This window comes from Gillisia limnaea DSM 15749 (assembly GCF_000243235.1).
Taxonomy (GTDB): Bacteria; Bacteroidota; Bacteroidia; order Flavobacteriales; family Flavobacteriaceae; genus Gillisia; species Gillisia limnaea.
This window is the reverse complement of sequence record NZ_JH594606.1, coordinates 1,920,298-1,939,068: the sequence shown is the minus strand read 5'-3', so window position 1 is coordinate 1,939,068 and position 18,771 is coordinate 1,920,298. Positions and strand designations below refer to the sequence as shown.

Sequence of the window (18,771 nt, the reverse complement as noted above, 5' to 3'; positions counted from 1 at the left end):
GAAAACCCAATTATTGTACTCAATACTAGTTCTTAAATTTTGCTGAAAGCTCTTTTGCCGCAGTGGTAAGAGTTTCAGTGATCTCGTCTGTCCATTTTCCTGATTTGATAGAGTCTAACACATCACGATGTTTAACATTCAAATATTCCAGGTAATCTCTTTCAAAATCCTTCACTTTTTCTACAGGAACGCTTCTAAGAAGGTTTTTTGCTCCGGCAAAAATAATCGCAACCTGATCCTCTACCGCATAAGGGTCATTTTCAGCTTGCTTTAGAATCTCTACGTTACGTTTCCCCCTTTCAATAACATTTAGCGTTGCAGCATCCAGATCGGATCCAAATTTAGCAAAAGCTTCCAGTTCACGGTATTGTGCCTGATCCAGTTTAAGGGTACCAGCCACTTTTTTCATAGGTTTAATTTGTGCATTCCCTCCAACTCGTGACACAGAAATACCCACATCGATCGCAGGACGAACCCCCGAGTTAAATAGGTCTGTGGTTAAGAAAATTTGACCATCGGTGATCGAAATCACGTTGGTTGGTATATATGCAGAAACGTCGGCAGCCTGAGTTTCAATAATTGGAAGTGCGGTTAAGGAACCTCCCCCTTTTACTTTTCCTTTCATCCAATCCGGAAGATCATTCATTTGACCGGCGATCTCATCGTTGTTAATAATCTTCGCTGCACGTTCAAGAAGTCTGGAATGCAAAAAGAAAACATCACCAGGATACGCTTCACGTCCCGGAGGACGACGTAATAAAAGTGAAACCTCACGGTAAGCTACTGCCTGTTTTGATAAATCATCATACACAATTAGTGCAGGACGTCCGGTATCTCTAAAATATTCCCCGATAGCAGCTCCTGCGAATGGCGCATACACCTGCATAGGAGCAGGGTCTGATGCATTTGCAGCAACAATGGTAGTATATGCCAAAGCACCTTTATCCTCTAATACCTTTACAATACCTGCAACGGTAGAAGCCTTCTGGCCAATGGCAACATAGATACAATATACCGGTTTTCCGGCATCGTAAAATTCTTTTTGATTCAAAATAGTATCGATGCAAACAGCAGTTTTCCCTGTTTGACGGTCACCAATTACCAATTCCCTTTGACCTCTTCCAACTGGTACCATCGCATCAATAGCTTTGATTCCAGTTTGCATAGGTTCGGTTACAGGTTGACGGTAGATAACACCCGGAGCTTTACGTTCCAGTGGCATCTCAAAGGTTTCTCCTTCAATAGGTCCTTTTCCGTCTATAGGATTTCCAAGAGTATCTATTACCCTTCCAGAAATTCCCTCACCAACTTTTATAGAAGCGATACGTTGGGTTCTTTTCGCTATAGATCCTTCCTTTATCTCCTTGGAAGGTCCTAAAAGTACTACCCCAACATTATCTTCTTCAAGGTTAAGAACAAGTCCTTCCAAACCGCTTTCAAATTCTACCAATTCCCCATATTGAGCATTGGCTAAACCATAGATACGGGCGATACCATCACCAACAGTAAGCACAGTTCCTACTTCATCTAAAGAAGCTTTCGCTTCAAAACCTGAAAGTTGTTTTTTTAATATTGCTGAAACTTCAGCTGGATTTACTTCGGCCATAATTATTTAGAATAAAATTGGTACGCAACAGCGCACCTGTTTTAATTAAATTTTTGAAATATACGTGTTGTTTTTAAACTCCCTTTTCAAGTTACTAAGGTTTTTAGCAACACTTGCATTGTACTGCAGATCTCCTATTCTAAGGATAAACCCTCCAATAATAGATGGATCTACAAGGTTTTCTATAGTTGCACCGCTACCGGTAAGTTCTTTTACCTTGAGCAATATTTTTTCCTCCAGCGCTTCATCCAATGGAATTGCGGTTGTCACCGTTGCTAGCTGAACGTGGTTCATCTCATTATACAAAAAAGTATATTTTTGAGCAACTGCCTTTAAAATAGCGATCCGGTTATTTTCTATAAGAATATCAAAAGAACCCAGGGTAATAGCATGTGCATCACTAAAGATCTCCTTTAAAACATTTTTTTTAATGCCACCTTTGATAACAGGGCTTGAAAGTGCATCCTGTAGATCCTCACTGCCGATAATAGTTTTGAAGATTGTTTGCATATCGCCATTAACAACATCTGCGGAATTCTGATCTTTTGCAAGATCCAAAATCGCCTTTGCATATCTTAGAGAAACTCTTGTTCCTTTCATAACTCTAATTTAACGTAACATCATCCAACATCACTTCAACAAGTTTTCGTTGCTTATCCTTATTGGATAATTCTTCACGAACAACTTTCTCAGCGATCTCAATAGACAAACTTGCAACCTGATTTTTGATATCAGCCATTGCAGCATTCTTTTCATTCTGAATGGTGGTTTGAGCCTGAGCAACTATATGATTAGCCTTTTCCTGAGCTTCTGCACCAGCATCGGCAATCATTTTATCCTTTATTTCTCTGGCTTCTCTTAGAAGTGCATCCCGTTCAATTCTTGCTTCCTGCAACAATTTTTCATTATCGGCTTTCAAATTCTGCATTTCCTTTTTTGCGTTTTCAGCAGAGGCTAATGCGTCATTTATAGAATCTTCACGAGTCTTAACGGCACCAAGAATTGGTTTCCAGGCAAATTTTGCCATAAGGATGATCAATACTAAAAAGACGATGGTTTGCCAAAAGAACAAGCCTATTTCAGGAGTAATTAAATCCATAATGATTGTTATATATAATTCCTTTTAATTCAAAATAACATTTAAAACCTACTCGTAACCAACCGTTACGAGTAGGTTCTTAAAACTTAAGACTAAGCAGGTACTGTAAGTACTCCTAGTAAAGCAGCAACTACTCCAAAAAGGGCAACACCCTCTACAAGTGCAGCAGCAATAATCATAGCAGTCTGGATTTTTCCAGAAGCTTCTGGCTGGCGGGCGATAGCATCCATTGCAGATCCACCAATTCTACCAACACCAATAGCAGCACCAATAACTGCAAGACCAGCTCCTAATGCGGCAAGTCCAATGTGTAAATACTCCATAGTAATAAAAATTAAAAATTAAAATTAATGATGTTCATGTTCCGCAACCGCCATCCCTATGAACAGGGCCGACAGTATTGTAAAAATGAACGCTTGAAGGAATGCAACCAGCAATTCCAAAACGGTGATGAACAGTGCAAATGGCACGGAAATTCCGGCAACTCCTGCACTTTCCAATATAAAAATAAGTCCTAATAAACTTAGAATAATAATATGACCTGCTGTGATGTTTGCAAACAAACGAATCATTAAAGCTAAAGGCTTAATAATTAATCCCATCACTTCTACTATTGCTAAAATAGGCTTCACAAAAGTAGGTATTCCCGGCATCCAGAAGGTATGTTTCCAGAATTCCCTGTTTCCGTTCACTATTATCAATGCCAGGGTAAACAATCCAAGGGATACTGTAACCGCAATATTTCCGGTAACGTTCGCAGCTCCTGGAAGTAATCCTAAAATGTTCGTAATCCAGATAAAGAAGAATACCGTTAAAAGAAAAGGCATAAACTTCATATATTTTTTCTCCCCAATTTGTGGGATTGCAATTTCATCTCGTACAAATAAAACCAATGCTTCCATCGCATTGTTAAAACCAGAAGGGGCCGCAGTATTTTTTTTATGATAGCGAGCAAGGGAAAAGAAAAATAACAGCATCAAAATAACTGTTAAAAACATAGCTGCCACATTTTTGGTAATCGAAAAATCCCAGGGTTTGCTTGCATTTACCGCATTATGGTCTTCATCAAAATTTAGAGATGCTGCACCTTCATCAAGCCTGTAAATTTTTTCATGGTAATTCACGAATTGCATTCCGTCTTTCTCAACGATATATTCACCTTCTGTATCGTGATGAAATTCACTGGACATAAACGAAACCATCCCATTATCGGTAAATAGAATTACAGGAAGTGGAATGGTGAAAGAATTTTCTCCAGATCCAAAGAAATGCCATCCATGAGAGTCGCCAATATGATGCATAATCATATCGGTAGCATTGAATTTTTCTGCTTTTTCTTTAATTATACTACCTTCCTCCTGAGAAAAAGAAAATAAAGGAATTAAAGCGAGTGCAAAAACCACTATAATCTTAAAAGATTTTTGTGCTATCATAGTTCTGTTAAACTTAATAAATGGGTGCTCAAAATTTCCGTGCAAAGGTATACTTTTAATTTTTATCTAAAAGCTAACATCTCATTTTTTTGATTGAATCCACAATTTTTTGATGGCTTTGAAACACAAATAGTTATTTGGAATTTATTAGGCGTACTGCATAAATAGTTTCAAAAATTAAATAAAGAAAATAAGGGATAAAAAAGGAAAGCAAATTAATGAAACGATAATCCTGATTCTTTAGCATCATAGGAAGTAAAAACAACACTGCGGCTAACATTTTTAGAAGACTGCCCCCCATGAAGGCAAAACCAGTATTATCTCTAAAATTCTTATGTATTAAAACAAGCACTAGATAAATGATGAAAGTGGCTAAAATATGAAAGGAGTAAATTGCCCAGGTGCTGTAATAAAAATCGATGTCCTCCAGCACAAAATTTATTACCAGGAATTGAATTATAAATAAAACTATTGAAAATGGAATAAATAATTTTAAAAAACCGAGTAGTTGTTGTTTCATATGTAGCAATTCATTCTTTTTAAGCGGTGATATACAATTCGCATATCTTTATCAGTAATTGTTTTCGTTGTGCTCATTTCATTGTTCTTTTAATCTTCCTTGCTCATTTTCATCACCCTTCGTATCACCTGATATAGCGCAATAAAAACCCCCAAAAGGGAAACTCCAATTGTAAAGCCGGAAAAATCGTTGGGAACTTTTTTATCCAGCCAAATTCCAAGCAATACGCCGGCTGCTATTATAATCCCCATTTGAAAAGCGATGTTTACAAATTCCAGGTATTTATTAAGCGGATCGTTCGTTTTGTTTTTGCTCATCCTTTTTGATGTTTTTTAAAGTGCCTTTCATCTCGCAGGATGCGTTAAAGGCTGCTCCGGGTTCTATCGAAAGTTTCCCGGAAATCACTTCCCCTTCAATAACTGCGGAAGATCTTAGAGTGAGGGTCTCATGAACCGTTAGCTTTCCTGAAAATTTCCCTTCAAAATCTGCATTCTGGCAATCTAAATTACCCTGTATAAATCCACCTTTACTTATTACTACTTTCCCGGAGGTTTTCAAGGTTCCTTTTAGGGTCCCTTCTACTCTAAATCCCCCTTTTGCTTCAATATCACCGGTAATGATTGTTCCTGCAGAGATCCGGTTTTGCTCTTTGCTAATTTCCGGAGTGAACTTTGATTTTTTTTGATTTGAAAACATAAAATTTGGGTTTATTGTTTTTCTTTTAATTCAATATAAGCTTCTAAATTTTTATGAAGCTGAACAATTCTGTAATTTTCTGAAGCGATAATCACAGGTATTTTCTGAAGATTATACTTTTTGTTGATCCTCAATAACTCTGAAAATCCTTCTGCTTTGCTAATATCTGCAACTTTATGCACCACTACAAAAATGCTGTCTGCAGAATACACATCTACCGAAGTTGAAAGTTTGGAGTAACCAAGGTCTGTTATGGCAAGTTCGATTTTTTCTTTCAGCTCAAGTGCCTCGGGTTTTTCCTCATTATTGAAAATATAAAGCAATTTAAGGTTGTTTTCAGCAGTTAACTGAAATTCCTTATTCGCCAGTTTTGGAAGTGATGTATTATATAAATCCTGTGCTTTTTTCCCGGATTCTGTTTGGGGATAATTGGTAGCCACCTGCAACAAAGCTTCTTTATAGGCTTCAAATCCATATAAACGGCCTGTTGCCATCGCTTTTAGCAGGCTAATTTTTGGTAAAATATCTTCATCCCGATACTTCTCTAAATAGCCTTCGCTCAGCTCTAAAACCTCAACATAATTACCTTCTTCAAAAAAACCGTAAAGTTCAAGGTATTTATCTTTAACCTCATCATCAAGTTCTACGGCCAACCCCGGATTTCTTATGCTGGCAGCATATCTTGAATCGCTATAGTTCGTTAGAACCAACTGTTTATATTTTTCAGCTTCGGAAAGATTTGCTTCCTCCAGATAGATTTGATATAAATAATAAGTTGACGGAACCACCAATCTTTCCTCGAATGTAAAACCCAGTAAAGCCTTAAATTTATTTAAAGCCAATTCATTTTCACCAAATTTCTCCTTGTATATCAATCCTAACCGGTAATAAGCATCATTTCGCTGAGCAGCGATACTGTCTATTATTTTAGGATCCCGGGGAACTTGTTCCAGATAGGTTTGTGGATCAAATTGTGGGTTATTGGCTATTATAAGGTTTGAAACATCATCCAGCGCTTCCGTGCTTAAGCTGGTTGCATTCCCTGAATCCAGACGCCAATTGTCTTTTAATTCTCTGCTACCCCAGGTTTGCAAAAAATCCCGCATTCCATTCGCTACGCGTACCGGGTTATAAAAATAAAACGTATTACTTCCTGCGTTGGGCCCTCCTAAAGCGGGCGGCATTCCCGGTCCGGTTGGAATGCGTGAAATGGGAACTTGCTCCGGGATGTTTCCTTTTTTAGCTTCTGCAATGGCTGCTTCCTTTAAACCATCCGTATAGGAAGTGAAAAAAATCAGTCTTTCTTCATCGCCCATAGTAACGAGCCTGAGAATACTGTCATTTTTTTCAGCAATATCTTCATATAAGATCACTTCCTGAAGGTTGTCACGCTTTCGCTTTATAAAAAAATAATCCCTTGTATAGGTTGGGATTTTGGTAAGTGTACTGTCATAGTAAGTTCCCGCAAGCCGGTAATCGGCATTTTCAAAATAGATATTCCCCAAGGTCTCATAGTTTACAGACTGGAGAAAAGTATCGGTTGAAGATGCTTTCAGGGATTTATTATAATAATTTGTCGCAAGATCTATCGAGTCCAGATGATTGTAGTATTCGGCGAACTGAAAATAGATCTTATCCATAAAAGGTCTGTTTTCACGATTTTCCTCCAGTTCTTTTAACTGTTCAAAAAGCGCTAAATGATCCTGTTGAGAAAAATTAAAATTCCTGGCTTTTCCCAATTCTGCGTGAATCAAATATTCCCTGGGGATTCTTCGGTTTAGTTCTATAACCTTTTCAAGGGCAAAATTGGCGCTGTCTCTTTTTTGTAATTGATTGTATAGTTGCGCTTCTATAAAATGAAACCTGCCCTTTTCTTCGTCTTTTTTAGTGAAATCGGCCGCTTTCCTTATTGGCACCAAAGCGCTGTCCAGGGAACCCATGTTAATATAAGCCTGGGCGAGCATCGCATTAGCATCTGCAAGATCCTGATCTTTCAGGGTTTCGGCTTTAAGAATCCTTTTCAGGTTTTTAATGGCCAGACTGGTATTTTGTAACCGGATATTGGTTTTTTCCCTCCAAATCTGTGCGTGGTTAATGGTATTTCCTGCGGGATATTTAAAAAGAATGTAATTGAAAGCCTCCAGCGCCGGAATAAACCGCTGGTCATAATACCTGGCTTTTCCCAGTAAAAGATAGGCCTCATCTATTTGTGGATTTTTCTCTCTTCCCTTGATAAGCATGGAGTGCTTTTGAATCGCTTTTGTGGCTTTTACTTCTGCAGCCTGAAAGAATTCATTTCTATTAGTGCCCGGAAGGACAATCTCTTCAGAAAACTGCATACGTTCCACAGGAAGTATTTCCCAGAAATTTTCATTGTAAGAACTGGCTACCTGTTCTTTTCCCTGCTCCAGTGCAAGATTACCGTTGTAGAGCGTATTAAACTCTGTATTTACGGCATGCCAGTTCCTGTTGATGAAGGTGTCCTTTTTTCGGGAACATCCCGAGATCACGATCACCAGAATAAGGCACAAAGCGCTGAAGGTAACTCTATTCAAAATCAATACGTTCTTGATGTAATAAATAACTAAAATATCAGGTGTTTAGTATTCAAAAATACATTTCTTTTTCTAACTGAAATCGAAATACTATAGCTCCACAGTTTGGCCTCCGGAAAAATAAGTTTCCAGTTCCTTCAAAGTAGCTTCTGAAGTTATGATATCTTTTACAAGGATTCCTTTATCCATAACAACTATCCGTTCACAAACTTCAGTAATATGAATAAGATCATGACTGGAGATTAAAAAAGTAGTGTCACGGGACGTACCAAGTTCGCGTATTATTTTTTTAAGCCTTATTTGGGTAGTAGGATCAAGATTTGCGAAAGGCTCATCAAGAATAACCACTTTAGGATTTCCAATAAGTGCGGCCACAATTCCCACTTTTTTCTGATTCCCTTTTGAAAGATCCCGAAGATATTTGCGTTTTTTTAAAATTTCACCGTTAAAAAAATCTTCAAAAGTGACCAGCAAAGCATCTACATCGGCTTTATTTTGCTGTCTTAAATCGCCAATAAAGTAAAAGTATTCTTCCGGAGTAAGGTATCCTATCAAGAAACTTTCATCTATAAAAGAAGATGTAAAAGTTTTCCAGGCTTCACTCTGGCTTACGGTGATCTCATTGTTGAAAATGTTTCCGGTGGTGGGTTGAATCAAATCCAGTAAAAGACTGAAGAAAGTGGTTTTTCCTGCTCCGTTATTGCCTACAAGGCCAAAACTTTGCCCTGTGGGAATATCCAGATGTTCAATGTTTAAAACCGTAGTTCCGTTATATATTTTTTTGAGGTTTGTTGCGGTAATCATTAGCTGTTTTTTTAATTTTAATCGCCCTGTTGCTTAAATCCTTCGATCATAGCGTATTTATTCCTTTTATAAATTTGTGCGATGGAATCTATAAGCCGGCTTCTTAAAAAGAGCCCCAGGACGCCCAGGCCAAATAAGAAAAGCATTCCACTTTCAAATGAGATAAGTTTATAAAAAATCCAGAATAGAAATACAGGAATCACCATTAAAGGAATTCCTACCAGCCATTGTGCTGCACCTGCACCCTGGTAATTCATGAACGGACTTTTATCCAAATCTATTCGTTTTCGGTTAAAAGATCCTGCATAAAGTAAAATTGGAATGTTGACTCCAATATTGTAAACCGCACAAATAATATTCAGTAAAAATATTCTCCACCCAAAATAGGCGTAAGGTGTTGCCAAAATTGCAAGCGCAACAACACTAAAGGTTATCAACCCGGCTTTTGCGGTTAAATATCTGTTCATTGGGATATTTTGAGCCATGATCAATGGATAATAATTGGAATCCCAGGCGGGAATAAATTGACCAAAATTGATCATAAACATTCCGGTGATAAAAATCCCTACAAACACAAAGAACCAGGGTAGATCCTGATAGGTATCCTGAGTGTAAAAAAACATTCCATATCCAAGAAAAAGAATGGACATATAAATGGATGTTTTGGGACGTTTATTTCTCCAAATCAATTTTAAATCCTGCTGAAGATACGGTGCGATATCTCCAAATTTGCGTGTCCATAAAAACTCGCGGGTATTAATATTTTTGGTTTGTTCTTTTAAGGTGGCATCCAGATAAAATTTGCCTTCAAGATTTTTACGATTCCATAGGTACAGCGAAAAAAGCAACAAAATTGGAATAATGGCGATAAATGGATAAAAAAGGATCTCATTTAAACCTTTTCCAAACCATACACTAATCTCAAAGATTTTAAAGTAATCAAGAATTGCAAAACATGAAACAATGACCAAAACCGGAATTAGGGCCTTTAAGTTTTCTGTAAATCTCTTTTTGATGATGAAATTGGCATAATTAACACAAAAGGTTAATCCTGTCATCCCAATCATCCACGCTAGAATAGGACCTGTTGCAAATTGCTCCTTGTAAATATTGAAGATCCCAAATGGGATGATAACCATTAAAGGTAGAAAGTTAAAAAAGGAATAAAGAGATTTCAGCAACACAAAATTCACCACTTTACGTTTCCTTATCGGTAATATTAAAAGTGGTTTGATGTTTAAAACCGGCAAGGTTTGTAATAAGAAGCGGTAAGCCAGTTCAGCCAACAGCCAAAGCAGTACAAATTTGTTTACCACAAAAAGCGGCACTTCTCCCGGAAAATATTTTTCTACAAGCGGATATAGGCCTATACCAAATAATAAAAAGATCACTGTGAAATAGATGCCTAAAAAAATCATCAGTATTTTTAGGCCAATACTCTTGCCCATACTTGCCGACCTGAAAAAGGATTTCCATTCCAGCCAGATTAAACGCTTAAACATATATTCAGAAGTTTTTATACAAGTGTTGAAATTTACGCATTTGTTACAATTAAAAAACTTTAAGTCTTTGTATTTTTGCGTACAAATATTAGATGATGAATAAATTTTATGCGTTAAAGATAAAAGAAATTATCCGCGAAACTCCGGAGGCGGTAAGTTTATCCTTTGACATTCCTCAAGATCTAAAGGACAAATTTAGCTATAAAGCAGGGCAGTATGTTACCATTAAAACAGATATAGACGGTAAGGAAATAAGAAGAGCGTATTCCCTATGTTCATCGCCGCACACGCACGAATTTAAAGTCACCGTTAAGGAGGTTCAAGGAGGAGTTTTTTCCGGACTTGCAAATAATAAATTACAAGCCGGCGATATCCTGGAAGTGCATCCGCCTGAGGGAAAATTTATCTTTGAGCCTGGAGTCATTCCGCAAAATTATGCGGCTTTTGCTGCAGGAAGCGGGATTACGCCTGTATTATCAATTATTAAAACCGTTTTAATAAGGGAGCCGGAAAGCAAATTTGTTTTGGTGTATGGAAATAAATCCCTGGACGAAACCATATTTTTTAAGGAATTGCTGGAGCTTCAGGTAAAACATCCGGAAAGGCTATTCATTGAGTTTATCTATAGCCAAACAAGGGAAGAAAATGCACAATTTGGGAGAATAGAAAACAGCACTGTTAATTACGTTCTCAAAAATAAATTTAATGGTACCAGCTTTAAAACGTTTTTTCTGTGCGGTCCTGAACCAATGATCAATAGTGTTACTGAAATATTAAAGCAAAACGGTGTTCCTCAAGACAGCATCTTATTTGAACTTTTCACAGCAAAAGAATCCGATGAAATCAAAATTGCAGCCGAAGGAGAAGGAGAAGTTGAGCTCACCATTATGGTTGATGATGAGGAGTCCAGCTTTTCTATGGACAGCAAAAAAACAGTTCTGGAAGTAGCTTTGGATAATGATCTGGATGTTCCTTATTCCTGCCAGGGCGGAATTTGCAGCAGTTGTATCGCCAGGATAACAGAAGGCACAGCGGTAATGCGTAAAAATCAAATATTAACCGACGGCGAGATCGCTGAAGGATTGATCCTTACCTGCCAGGCACAACCCACATCACAGGTTTTAAAAGTAGATTATGATGATGTATAAGCCCCCCAGCCCCCGAAGGGGGAGCATTACATTTTCTAAATAACTATTGAAGTTCCCCCTTTTCGGGGTTTGAATAACTAGGAAAACCTAACTTTTGTTAGGATCCTCTTTTTATTTACAATAATTCTCATATTTTTTAACTACCCCTCTTCAGGAAGCCAGGGGAATTTTAAACTCCCCCTTCGGGGGGTGGGGGGCTGTTTTTTATTTTCTCAACCACCTTTTGTGGCGAAATAGTTCTCATAACATCCTCATAACCCTCCGGGAATTTATTGCCGTAAATCGAGGTTGGTATTTTTGAATATCTGTTAAGATCTGGTAGTATGTTGTTTTCCTCGGGTTGATTAAATGCTGAAAAACCTGCATACGGATGGGTTACTCCCCAAATTGTAATTACCGGAATTCCATACATGGCTGCCAAATGTGCATTTCCGCTGTCCATGGAAAGCATCAAATCAAGATTTGAGATTAGTGCCAGTTCTTCCTCAAACGAAAGTTTTCCGGCTATAGAAACCACATTTTTAAATTTTTCGGCTAATTTTTCAAGCTTTTCGGTTTCCAATTTTCCTCCTCCAAACAGAAAAATCTCTGCTTTTCCTTCTCTATCGATCTCCTCTATCACGCTTTGCATAAGATCTAATGGATATACTTTTGAATTGTGTTGTGCAAAAGGGGCAATTCCAATCCATTTTAGAATATTTTTCCCTGTTATTTCCAGGATTTTAGGAGAAAGTTTTTGTTTTGAGGGAAAAGAAGGTGTTTTTAGATTTACTGGATAACCCAATTCCGAAAAAACATCGGCATAGCGTTGATGAGTGGATTTCAGCTGTTTGAAAACCTTATTATTTTCAGCGGTTAACGCCTTTTTTTCAGCTCTTCCCTTATCGATTTGGTTCACCGGGATTCCGTACATATAAAAAATATACCTCAGCACATTGCTTCGCAAAACATCGTGCAAGTCGGCCACGGCATTTATTTCAAGTTCTTTGAGTTCTCTTGCCAATCTGCAAAGACCAACGAATCCATTATGTAAACCAGAGATATCGGCTTCGTAAACTGCCACATTTGGTATATTCTTAAACATGGGCGCAAAAAACCCCCTGGTAAGCAGGGTGATCTTTAAGTTGGGATAGGTAGCAGTTACAATTCTTAGAACCGGCACCAGCATAGCAACATCTCCCATTGCTGAAAGACGAATTACCAGGATATGTGCTGCCTCCTCTAACTTTGGCGTCTCATTCACAGGATGAGCGTAGTCTTGGAATCTAGAGGAGCGGCCGGCCATTTTATTATTTTTTACGCAATATGGGATTCAATTCGTCGTCATTATACATCTTCATTTGCTTATATACCTTCATATATTTATCTCCCTTTGAAATAGCTGCAAGCAATTGGTCGATAGCCAGGGAAAGATCTACACGTTGTTCCAATAAAACATCAAGCTTTGCTTTACATTTCATACGGTGTTCCTGCGAGGCATCTTCCCTGTTTGCCTCTTCCTCCATATGATATATTTTGAGAGCCAAAATAGAGAGGCGATCTACTCCCCAGGCCGGACTTTCGGTATTGATGGTCGCATGATCTATAGGAGTTATATCTTTGTATTTCTCAAGGAAATAACTATCAATATATTCCACGGTATCTGTACGATCCTGATTGGAAGCATCAATTTGCCTTTTCAATTTTAAGGCTGCCACCGGATCTATGTTGGGATCCCGGATTATATCCTCATAATGCCATTGTACGGTATCTATCCAGCATTTTCTGTATAATAAATGCTCCAGAAGTTCATTTTGTTTATCGTATGGATTTTTAAACTCCTGATTAACTGTATTTATCTCGTGATATTTTTCGATTACTTCCTTAAAAATTTGATTTGCCTTATTTGAAAACATGCTTATTTATTTTTTTCTAAAATGTGTAAATATTCTTTTGTCGCTGAAGCCGTGTGATTTCGGTTTTCGCTCTTATCAGCTTTAAAACGTTGATAATCTGTTGAAACAAGATCGTATTTCCCGTATCCCCGCATTATTTCACGAATCTCTGCTGCAGGCATTAATCCTTCATTGTTATAGCTTAAAAAAATGTATCTAAAACGTGCATTTTCAACCAACATTTTAAAGGAATTTTTCACCTCGGCAGTACGGCAATAATTAGATCTGTAATAGGCTCTTAATCCCGTTTTTCCGCTGGGTACAAAGGTATCATATTTGGCGATAGTATTCAAAAGATGATAATTGGCGCCGTATTGCCGGTTGTTGTATGGTGGGTCCAGGTAAAGGATATCTCCCTCAATTTCCTTGATTAATTGATTGGCATCTTCCTGATATACCCGGTGTGAATTTTTGGTAAGCTCAAAATGAGCAGGAGCAATCACCATTATTTTAGCTGCAGAAGGCTTTATTTTTTTCAAATATGCTCCGTATACAGATGCTGTATTTGCCACTTTATCTGCACTTTCTATAAGGGAAGCCAATAGAAAATAATATAAATTTAGCCCGATTTCTTCTGAATTTTTCCAGGATTCTATCTGAAACCTCGCAGCATCGATTTTTTGTCCGTTTTCAAATGAAAAATAAAGTCGGCCGGAGTCTCCTCCTTCCGAATAATTTTGAAAAATGAACCCTTTTTTACCTGGAAGTTCATTTAAAAATGATAAATACGGGTCAAAATCGAGTTTTTGATTATTTCCTATATAATTTTTTAATAATGAATAGCTGTAAAATTCAACATCATTGGCAATCACCTGTTTTACAGAAGTTTTAAAATTCCTACCCACACTTCCGGTACCTGCAAAAAGATCACAAAATACCATTCCGTTTAAATCTCCGGAGACTGTTTTTTCAACATTGGATTTTATAAATCCTGAAAGTTTATGTTTGGATCCTATATAATTCATTTTACTGCCCAAATAATGTCAGAAAGCGTTGTTTTTCCTGATCGAAATTCAAATTTTTTCAATTGATCGGTTTTAAAGGAATTCAAATATGCTCCAATAATCCCCTTTAACCATGAAATTTCGGCCTTTAATTTCCAGTGTTGCCCATCTTCCGCATACACTATTAAAAACAATCTGTTTGCGAAGTGTTGACGTTGCTGTGTACTTTGATTTTGATACAACCAGCTTATCAATTCCTCCGGATTTTTCATTGCAAATTGGAGATCTTTACAAAAATTTTTAGGGTACACACTGGTTTTGTGATCGAAATCAATTCCGGAGAGCTTAAAATCCAAAAGCCTGTTTCTGCTGTTCAACGATGGTTCAATACCATCAAACCCGGAAAATATGTTCTCTACCGCCATAGCACTCTGGAAATTATACCAGCGGTTACTGCAATAGTTAAAAAAGTCTTGTTTATCAAGGTTGTGATTAGAAGAAACTATAGCTATCTTTTCCTTTAACAGCTCCCAATTCTTTATTTCATAGATAAAATTCGATTGCTTATCCCAGAGATCATTTTGTTTTCTGTCCCAAACATAGGGAGCTTCCCACCGTTTTTTTAATTCCTCTTCGCTATTGATGAGATCAAGATTTTTCAAAAGAATATAGGGATTAAAACCGGCATTAAGATTAGGCCAAGCAATAGAATTTCCTTGAAGATCTTTTCCCGCTTGCTTTCAAAATAATTGGATGCGATAATAGACAAGGGTACAAAAAAGAAAATAAATTCACTTCCATTTTTTACGGGGGAGAAAACTGCAATAGCAACAGAAACCAACAATGTGATTAAAACCAGCGTATAGGTTGGCCGGGAATTGATACTTGCTTTTTTAAACAAGCCAAAATAGTAGAAAAGCGTCCAGAAAGATACAGCCAGAATTATACTAAGCGGGATGAATAAATCCGGTTCATTGTATAATTGGAAATTGAAACTGCTTTCCTGAAACCAAGCCTGAAAGCTGTAAAACCGATCGTAAAATATGATATGAAACGCTGTTACCAGTAATAAGACGGCGAGCACAGCTACCGCTGGGATCAACCAGTTTTTAAAATAATTGGCAGTATACATTAAAATCCCGCTATATACCACTATAAGGAATAAAATGGACCAGAAATAAAACAGGGATGCAATACATATCCAGAAGGTTGCATCAAAAATTTTCTTTTGAATTTCTTTATGGGATTTTAAGCTTATAATTCTTCTCAAAGCCATTAAAATGCATAAATTGGCTACAATAACCTGATTATCTCTAAGGATTGGTAGAAATGAAACGGAGAAAACAGCAAATAGTACAATCTTGAAAGCGCTTCTTTGAGTGAGTTCATTTTTTCTCGCAATAAAATCCAATACCCAAACCCCTATAATGAAACAGATTAAAATCCCCGTCTTCTTTGCGATAAGGGACATATTAAAATCGGAAAATAAGACTTCAGAGTTTGCAAAAACATAAAATAAAGCCATAACCACTATTACAGCTAAAAAATTTACCGGTTTTGATTTGCTAAAAAAGCTTGTTAGCATTGGGGTTTTTTATATTTTTGTAAAATAATATAACAAAGTTATACAATGAAAGATTTTTTTGAAGGAATCGCATCTCTTTTTGAGGATGTTTTATTCATCCCATTCGATTTGCTTAGAGATTTGGAATTAGAATCCTGGTTTCTCGCCAATTTTGTAAACTGGATTTTTGTACTTGTTGTTTTTGTTGCTTTTTTCTTTTGGATGAAACAACTCAAAAAATTCAACGATAATAATGAGGAGGACCGTGATCCAACTGCACATTCGTTTTTAGGATAGATCAAATCCTAAATCCTTTCTATAATACATCTTATCAAAATGAAGTTTATCTACATTTTGATAAGATTTTTTTAGTGCCTCTTTGTAATCGCTGCCAAATGAGGTAACCGCCAATACCCTACCCCCGTTGGTAACAATTTTACCATTAAACTCTTTTGTACCGGCGTGAAAAACCAGGGAACCTTCCACATCTCCAATACCAGTAATTTCCTTTCCTTTTTCATAATCCTCCGGATAACCTCCTGAAACAAGCATTACCGTTACTGCCGTATTTCCATCGATTTCAATTTCTGTTTTATCAAGGTTTTTCGCAGCCACCTTCTGAAACAATGCTACCAAATCAGACTTTATGCGGGGTAAAACAACTTCTGTTTCCGGATCCCCCATTCGTACATTATACTCAATTACATAAGGTTCGCCCTTCATCACCATCAAACCTATAAAAATAAAACCTTTATAATCTATTTTTTCCTTTTTAAGTCCTTCTACCGTTGGTTTTACAATGCGTTCTTCTATTTTTCGCATCAATTCATCATTTGCAAAAGGAACAGGAGAGATCGCGCCCATTCCGCCGGTATTGAGGCCGGTGTTTCCTTCGCCAATTCGTTTATAATCCTTAGCCGTAGGAAGCATTTTATAATTTTCCCCATCGGTTAAAACAAATACACTTAATTCTATTCCATCCAGGAATTCTTCTATAACAACTTTTTCTCCAGCGTTGCCAAACTTGTTTTCAAGCAACATGTTTTCCAGTTCCTTTTTGGCTTCTGCTACCTCATCCAGAATTAAAACACCCTTTCCACCTGCAAGACCATCGGCTTTCAACACGTAAGGAGCCTTTAGGGTATCTAAGAAATCTTTTCCGGCCTGTAAACTTTCCGAAGTGAAACTTTGATAAGCAGCGGATGGTATTTTATGCATGGACATAAACTCCTTTGCGCGTTCCTTGCTTCCTTCCAGAAGAGCTCCTCTTTTTGAAGGTCCTATTAAAGCAACATCTTTCAATTCCAAATCCTCTGTGAAAAAATTGGAAATTCCCAGCACTAAAGGATCCTCTGGTCCAACAACCACCATTTTTATGGATTCTTTTAATACAAAATCCTTAATTGCATCAAAATTAGTTAGCTTCAAATCTATATTTTTGCCAAACTGTGCTGTTCCGGCATTTCCGGGTGCGATAAAGAGTTTGTCACATAATTCGCTTTGGGAAATTTTATATGCAAAAGCATGTTCTCTACCGCCGGCACCCAAAATTAAAATATTCATGGAGAAGTTATTTTTTGTTCTTGTGCCAAAAATAATTGTTTGTAAATTGAAGCGCTAATTATTTTGAATAAATTAAAGCCATTAAAATTCTTGAACTGGTTTAAAATCTCCCTACAGCTCAATAAATTCCCCATTAACAGGGCTCAAAAATTGCTGCGCGCCATTCAGAATATCCCTGAGACCGAATACCAATCTTATTTGGAAGCGCAACGGAAAAGTATCGTTAACTATCATTTGGCGAATAATTCCAATTATAAAAATTTCTTTGGCAGCCTTTCCTTTTTAAGCTGGGAAGAGGTTCCGGTTATGCAAAAATCTGATCTCCAACACCCATTGAAAGAACGCTTAAGCGACTCCTTCAATAAAAACAACACGTATGTTGGAAAAACATCCGGTTCCAGCGGTCATCCTTTTATTTTTGCAAAAGACCGATTGTGCCATGCCCTTGCGTGGGCAGAATTTATTGACCGGTATCAATGGGTAGATATCGACCTCAACAAATCACTTCAGGCACGTTTTTATGGAATTCCACTGGATTTTTTTGGGAATGTACAGGAACGGTTCAAAGACCGGATGAGCCTAAGAAGAAGGTTTAACATATTTGATCTTAGTGAACAAAAGATGGAAATTTTTTTAAAAAGGTTTAAAAGATCACATTTTGATTATATAAACGGGTATACCAGTGCCATTTTGCTTTTTGCGAAATACCTTAACCGGAAAGAGATCGTTTTAAAAACGATTTGCCCTTCTCTAAAAATATGCATTGTAACTTCCGAAAAGCTTTTTGAAAATGATAAGAAATGTATCGAAAAATCCTTCGGGGTTCCGGTTATTAATGAATATGGAGCAAGTGAAGCCGGCCTGATCGCTTTTGAAAATCCTGAAGGCGAATGGGTAGTAAATTCTGAAGGTTTATATATTGAGATTTTGGACGATGAGGATAAGGTGCTGCCCTACGGGGAAGAAGGAAGGGTTGTAATCACTTCTCTTTACAATAAAGCACACCCTATGATACGCTATGATATTGGCGATATAGGCAGCCTGTCCGGAAAGAGTAGTTTTAAAAAACCTATTCTGCAAACACTTACAGGAAGGACCAATGATGTGGCTGTACTTGCAAATGGTAAAGTTGTTCCCGGACTTACGTTTTATTATGTAACAAAATCAATTATTGAAGATACCGGAAGCATCAAGGAATTTGTGATCTTTCAAACAGAACTGGACCGCTTTAAAATTGAATATGTGAGTGAACAGCCATTCACTTCGGTTCAAATCCAGAAAATATTAGGAGCTATTGAAATTTTTGTGGGTAAAAACCTAAAAGTGGATTTTGAGCAGAAATCCTTTTTAAAAAGGAACAAAAGCGGAAAACTACAACAGTTTACCTCCCTGGTTTAGCCCTC

20 protein-coding genes are annotated in these 18,771 nt (G+C 37.3%); 3 read left to right on the top strand and 17 right to left on the bottom strand.

Annotated features, from left to right (window positions below; translation table 11 throughout):
- Window positions 1-25 precede the first annotated feature (25 nt).
- From atpA to GILLI_RS10390, 11 genes are all read right to left on the bottom strand, one after another.
- The gene (gene atpA / locus GILLI_RS10440) at window positions 26-1,606 is read right to left on the bottom strand and encodes a F0F1 ATP synthase subunit alpha (RefSeq protein ID WP_006989081.1); all 1,581 of its coding nucleotides are present in this window, start codon (window positions 1,604-1,606) and stop codon (window positions 26-28) included.
- Window positions 1,607-1,651: 45 nt separating this feature from the next.
- Window positions 1,652-2,206 carry an ATP synthase F1 subunit delta gene (atpH, locus tag GILLI_RS10435; protein WP_006989080.1) on the bottom strand — a complete coding sequence of 185 codons (555 nt, stop codon included), beginning with the start codon at window positions 2,204-2,206 and terminating at the stop codon, window positions 1,652-1,654.
- Window positions 2,207-2,210: 4 nt separating this feature from the next.
- Complete coding sequence (locus GILLI_RS10430; RefSeq protein ID WP_006989079.1) at window positions 2,211-2,705, bottom strand: F0F1 ATP synthase subunit B; 495 nt, start codon at window positions 2,703-2,705, stop codon at window positions 2,211-2,213.
- Window positions 2,706-2,797: 92 nt separating this feature from the next.
- A complete protein-coding gene (atpE, locus tag GILLI_RS10425) occupies window positions 2,798-3,028 on the bottom strand; it encodes an ATP synthase F0 subunit C (RefSeq protein ID WP_006989078.1) in 231 nt (76 codons plus the stop codon).
- Between the two features lie 24 nt (window positions 3,029-3,052).
- Window positions 3,053-4,138: a F0F1 ATP synthase subunit A gene (atpB, locus tag GILLI_RS10420; RefSeq protein WP_040506582.1), complete on the bottom strand. Its 1,086-nt coding sequence runs from the start codon at window positions 4,136-4,138 to the stop codon at window positions 3,053-3,055.
- Between the two features lie 133 nt (window positions 4,139-4,271).
- A complete protein-coding gene (locus GILLI_RS10415) occupies window positions 4,272-4,658 on the bottom strand; it encodes a hypothetical protein (protein ID WP_040506581.1) in 387 nt (128 codons plus the stop codon).
- Between the two features lie 89 nt (window positions 4,659-4,747).
- Window positions 4,748-4,975: an AtpZ/AtpI family protein gene (locus GILLI_RS10410; protein WP_006989075.1), complete on the bottom strand. Its 228-nt coding sequence runs from the start codon at window positions 4,973-4,975 to the stop codon at window positions 4,748-4,750.
- The gene (locus tag GILLI_RS10405) at window positions 4,944-5,354 is read right to left on the bottom strand and encodes a bactofilin family protein (RefSeq protein ID WP_006989074.1); all 411 of its coding nucleotides are present in this window, start codon (window positions 5,352-5,354) and stop codon (window positions 4,944-4,946) included. The genes GILLI_RS10410 and GILLI_RS10405 overlap by 32 nt, the downstream gene beginning before the upstream one ends.
- A gap of 11 nt (window positions 5,355-5,365) precedes the next feature.
- Entirely contained in the window at window positions 5,366-7,909 is a 2,544-nt protein-coding gene (porW, locus tag GILLI_RS10400) for a type IX secretion system periplasmic lipoprotein PorW/SprE (RefSeq protein ID WP_006989073.1), read from the bottom strand.
- Window positions 7,910-7,999: 90 nt separating this feature from the next.
- Entirely contained in the window at window positions 8,000-8,713 is a 714-nt protein-coding gene (locus tag GILLI_RS10395; protein ID WP_006989072.1) for an ABC transporter ATP-binding protein, read from the bottom strand.
- 17 nt (window positions 8,714-8,730) lie between these two features.
- Window positions 8,731-10,215 (bottom strand): DUF5687 family protein, encoded by a 1,485-nt coding sequence (locus tag GILLI_RS10390; RefSeq protein ID WP_006989071.1) that lies wholly within the window; start codon window positions 10,213-10,215, stop codon window positions 8,731-8,733.
- A gap of 95 nt (window positions 10,216-10,310) precedes the next feature.
- On the opposite strand from GILLI_RS10390, the gene GILLI_RS10385 reads away from it, so the two are divergent.
- Entirely contained in the window at window positions 10,311-11,363 is a 1,053-nt protein-coding gene (locus GILLI_RS10385; protein ID WP_040506972.1) for a ferredoxin--NADP reductase, read from the top strand.
- A 169-nt stretch (window positions 11,364-11,532) separates the two neighbouring features.
- On the opposite strand, the gene GILLI_RS10380 is transcribed toward GILLI_RS10385, so the two are convergent.
- From GILLI_RS10380 to GILLI_RS10360, 5 genes are read right to left on the bottom strand one after another with little or no spacing between them, the layout of a single operon-like run.
- On the bottom strand, window positions 11,533-12,648 hold the full coding sequence (locus tag GILLI_RS10380) for a glycosyltransferase family 9 protein (RefSeq protein WP_006989069.1): 1,116 nt from the start codon (window positions 12,646-12,648) through the stop codon (window positions 11,533-11,535).
- A gap of 4 nt (window positions 12,649-12,652) precedes the next feature.
- The gene (locus GILLI_RS10375; protein WP_006989068.1) at window positions 12,653-13,258 is read right to left on the bottom strand and encodes a DUF4254 domain-containing protein; all 606 of its coding nucleotides are present in this window, start codon (window positions 13,256-13,258) and stop codon (window positions 12,653-12,655) included.
- A gap of 2 nt (window positions 13,259-13,260) precedes the next feature.
- Window positions 13,261-14,262, bottom strand: coding sequence for a DNA adenine methylase (locus GILLI_RS10370; RefSeq protein WP_006989067.1), 1,002 nt, complete (start codon window positions 14,260-14,262; stop codon window positions 13,261-13,263).
- Window positions 14,259-14,903, bottom strand: coding sequence for a hypothetical protein (locus GILLI_RS10365; RefSeq protein WP_006989066.1), 645 nt, complete (start codon window positions 14,901-14,903; stop codon window positions 14,259-14,261). The genes GILLI_RS10370 and GILLI_RS10365 overlap by 4 nt, the downstream gene beginning before the upstream one ends.
- On the bottom strand, window positions 14,900-15,826 hold the full coding sequence (locus tag GILLI_RS10360; protein WP_006989065.1) for a DUF6427 family protein: 927 nt from the start codon (window positions 15,824-15,826) through the stop codon (window positions 14,900-14,902). The genes GILLI_RS10365 and GILLI_RS10360 overlap by 4 nt, the downstream gene beginning before the upstream one ends.
- A 45-nt stretch (window positions 15,827-15,871) precedes the next feature.
- On the opposite strand from GILLI_RS10360, the gene GILLI_RS10355 reads away from it, so the two are divergent.
- Window positions 15,872-16,102 (top strand): DUF6341 family protein, encoded by a 231-nt coding sequence (locus GILLI_RS10355; protein ID WP_006989064.1) that lies wholly within the window; start codon window positions 15,872-15,874, stop codon window positions 16,100-16,102.
- On the opposite strand, the gene purD is transcribed toward GILLI_RS10355, so the two are convergent.
- Entirely contained in the window at window positions 16,094-17,368 is a 1,275-nt protein-coding gene (purD, locus tag GILLI_RS10350) for a phosphoribosylamine--glycine ligase (protein WP_006989063.1), read from the bottom strand. The genes GILLI_RS10355 and purD overlap by 9 nt on opposite strands.
- Window positions 17,369-17,458: 90 nt before the next feature.
- Between purD and GILLI_RS10345 the strand changes: the two genes are divergently transcribed.
- Window positions 17,459-18,766 carry a phenylacetate--CoA ligase family protein gene (locus tag GILLI_RS10345; RefSeq protein ID WP_006989062.1) on the top strand — a complete coding sequence of 436 codons (1,308 nt, stop codon included), beginning with the start codon at window positions 17,459-17,461 and terminating at the stop codon, window positions 18,764-18,766.
- The last annotated feature ends 5 nt before the right edge of the window (window positions 18,767-18,771 follow it).

Coding starts and splice junctions, on each gene's coding strand:
- GILLI_RS10385 (WP_040506972.1), top strand. CDS start 10,311: ATGAATAAATTTTATGCGTTAAAGATAAAAGAAATTATCCGCGAAACT.
- atpA (WP_006989081.1), bottom strand. CDS start 1,606: ATGGCCGAAGTAAATCCAGCTGAAGTTTCAGCAATATTAAAAAAACAA.
- GILLI_RS10415 (WP_040506581.1), bottom strand. CDS start 4,658: ATGAAACAACAACTACTCGGTTTTTTAAAATTATTTATTCCATTTTCA.
- GILLI_RS10395 (WP_006989072.1), bottom strand. CDS start 8,713: ATGATTACCGCAACAAACCTCAAAAAAATATATAACGGAACTACGGTT.
- GILLI_RS10380 (WP_006989069.1), bottom strand. CDS start 12,648: ATGGCCGGCCGCTCCTCTAGATTCCAAGACTACGCTCATCCTGTGAAT.
- GILLI_RS10360 (WP_006989065.1), bottom strand. CDS start 15,826: ATGCTAACAAGCTTTTTTAGCAAATCAAAACCGGTAAATTTTTTAGCT.
- atpE (WP_006989078.1), bottom strand. CDS start 3,028: ATGGAGTATTTACACATTGGACTTGCCGCATTAGGAGCTGGTCTTGCA.
- GILLI_RS10370 (WP_006989067.1), bottom strand. CDS start 14,262: ATGAATTATATAGGATCCAAACATAAACTTTCAGGATTTATAAAATCC.
- atpH (WP_006989080.1), bottom strand. CDS start 2,206: ATGAAAGGAACAAGAGTTTCTCTAAGATATGCAAAGGCGATTTTGGAT.
- atpB (WP_040506582.1), bottom strand. CDS start 4,138: ATGATAGCACAAAAATCTTTTAAGATTATAGTGGTTTTTGCACTCGCT.
- purD (WP_006989063.1), bottom strand. CDS start 17,368: ATGAATATTTTAATTTTGGGTGCCGGCGGTAGAGAACATGCTTTTGCA.
- GILLI_RS10390 (WP_006989071.1), bottom strand. CDS start 10,215: ATGTTTAAGCGTTTAATCTGGCTGGAATGGAAATCCTTTTTCAGGTCG.
- GILLI_RS10375 (WP_006989068.1), bottom strand. CDS start 13,258: ATGTTTTCAAATAAGGCAAATCAAATTTTTAAGGAAGTAATCGAAAAA.
- GILLI_RS10405 (WP_006989074.1), bottom strand. CDS start 5,354: ATGTTTTCAAATCAAAAAAAATCAAAGTTCACTCCGGAAATTAGCAAA.
- GILLI_RS10355 (WP_006989064.1), top strand. CDS start 15,872: ATGAAAGATTTTTTTGAAGGAATCGCATCTCTTTTTGAGGATGTTTTA.
- GILLI_RS10430 (WP_006989079.1), bottom strand. CDS start 2,705: ATGGATTTAATTACTCCTGAAATAGGCTTGTTCTTTTGGCAAACCATC.
- GILLI_RS10410 (WP_006989075.1), bottom strand. CDS start 4,975: ATGAGCAAAAACAAAACGAACGATCCGCTTAATAAATACCTGGAATTT.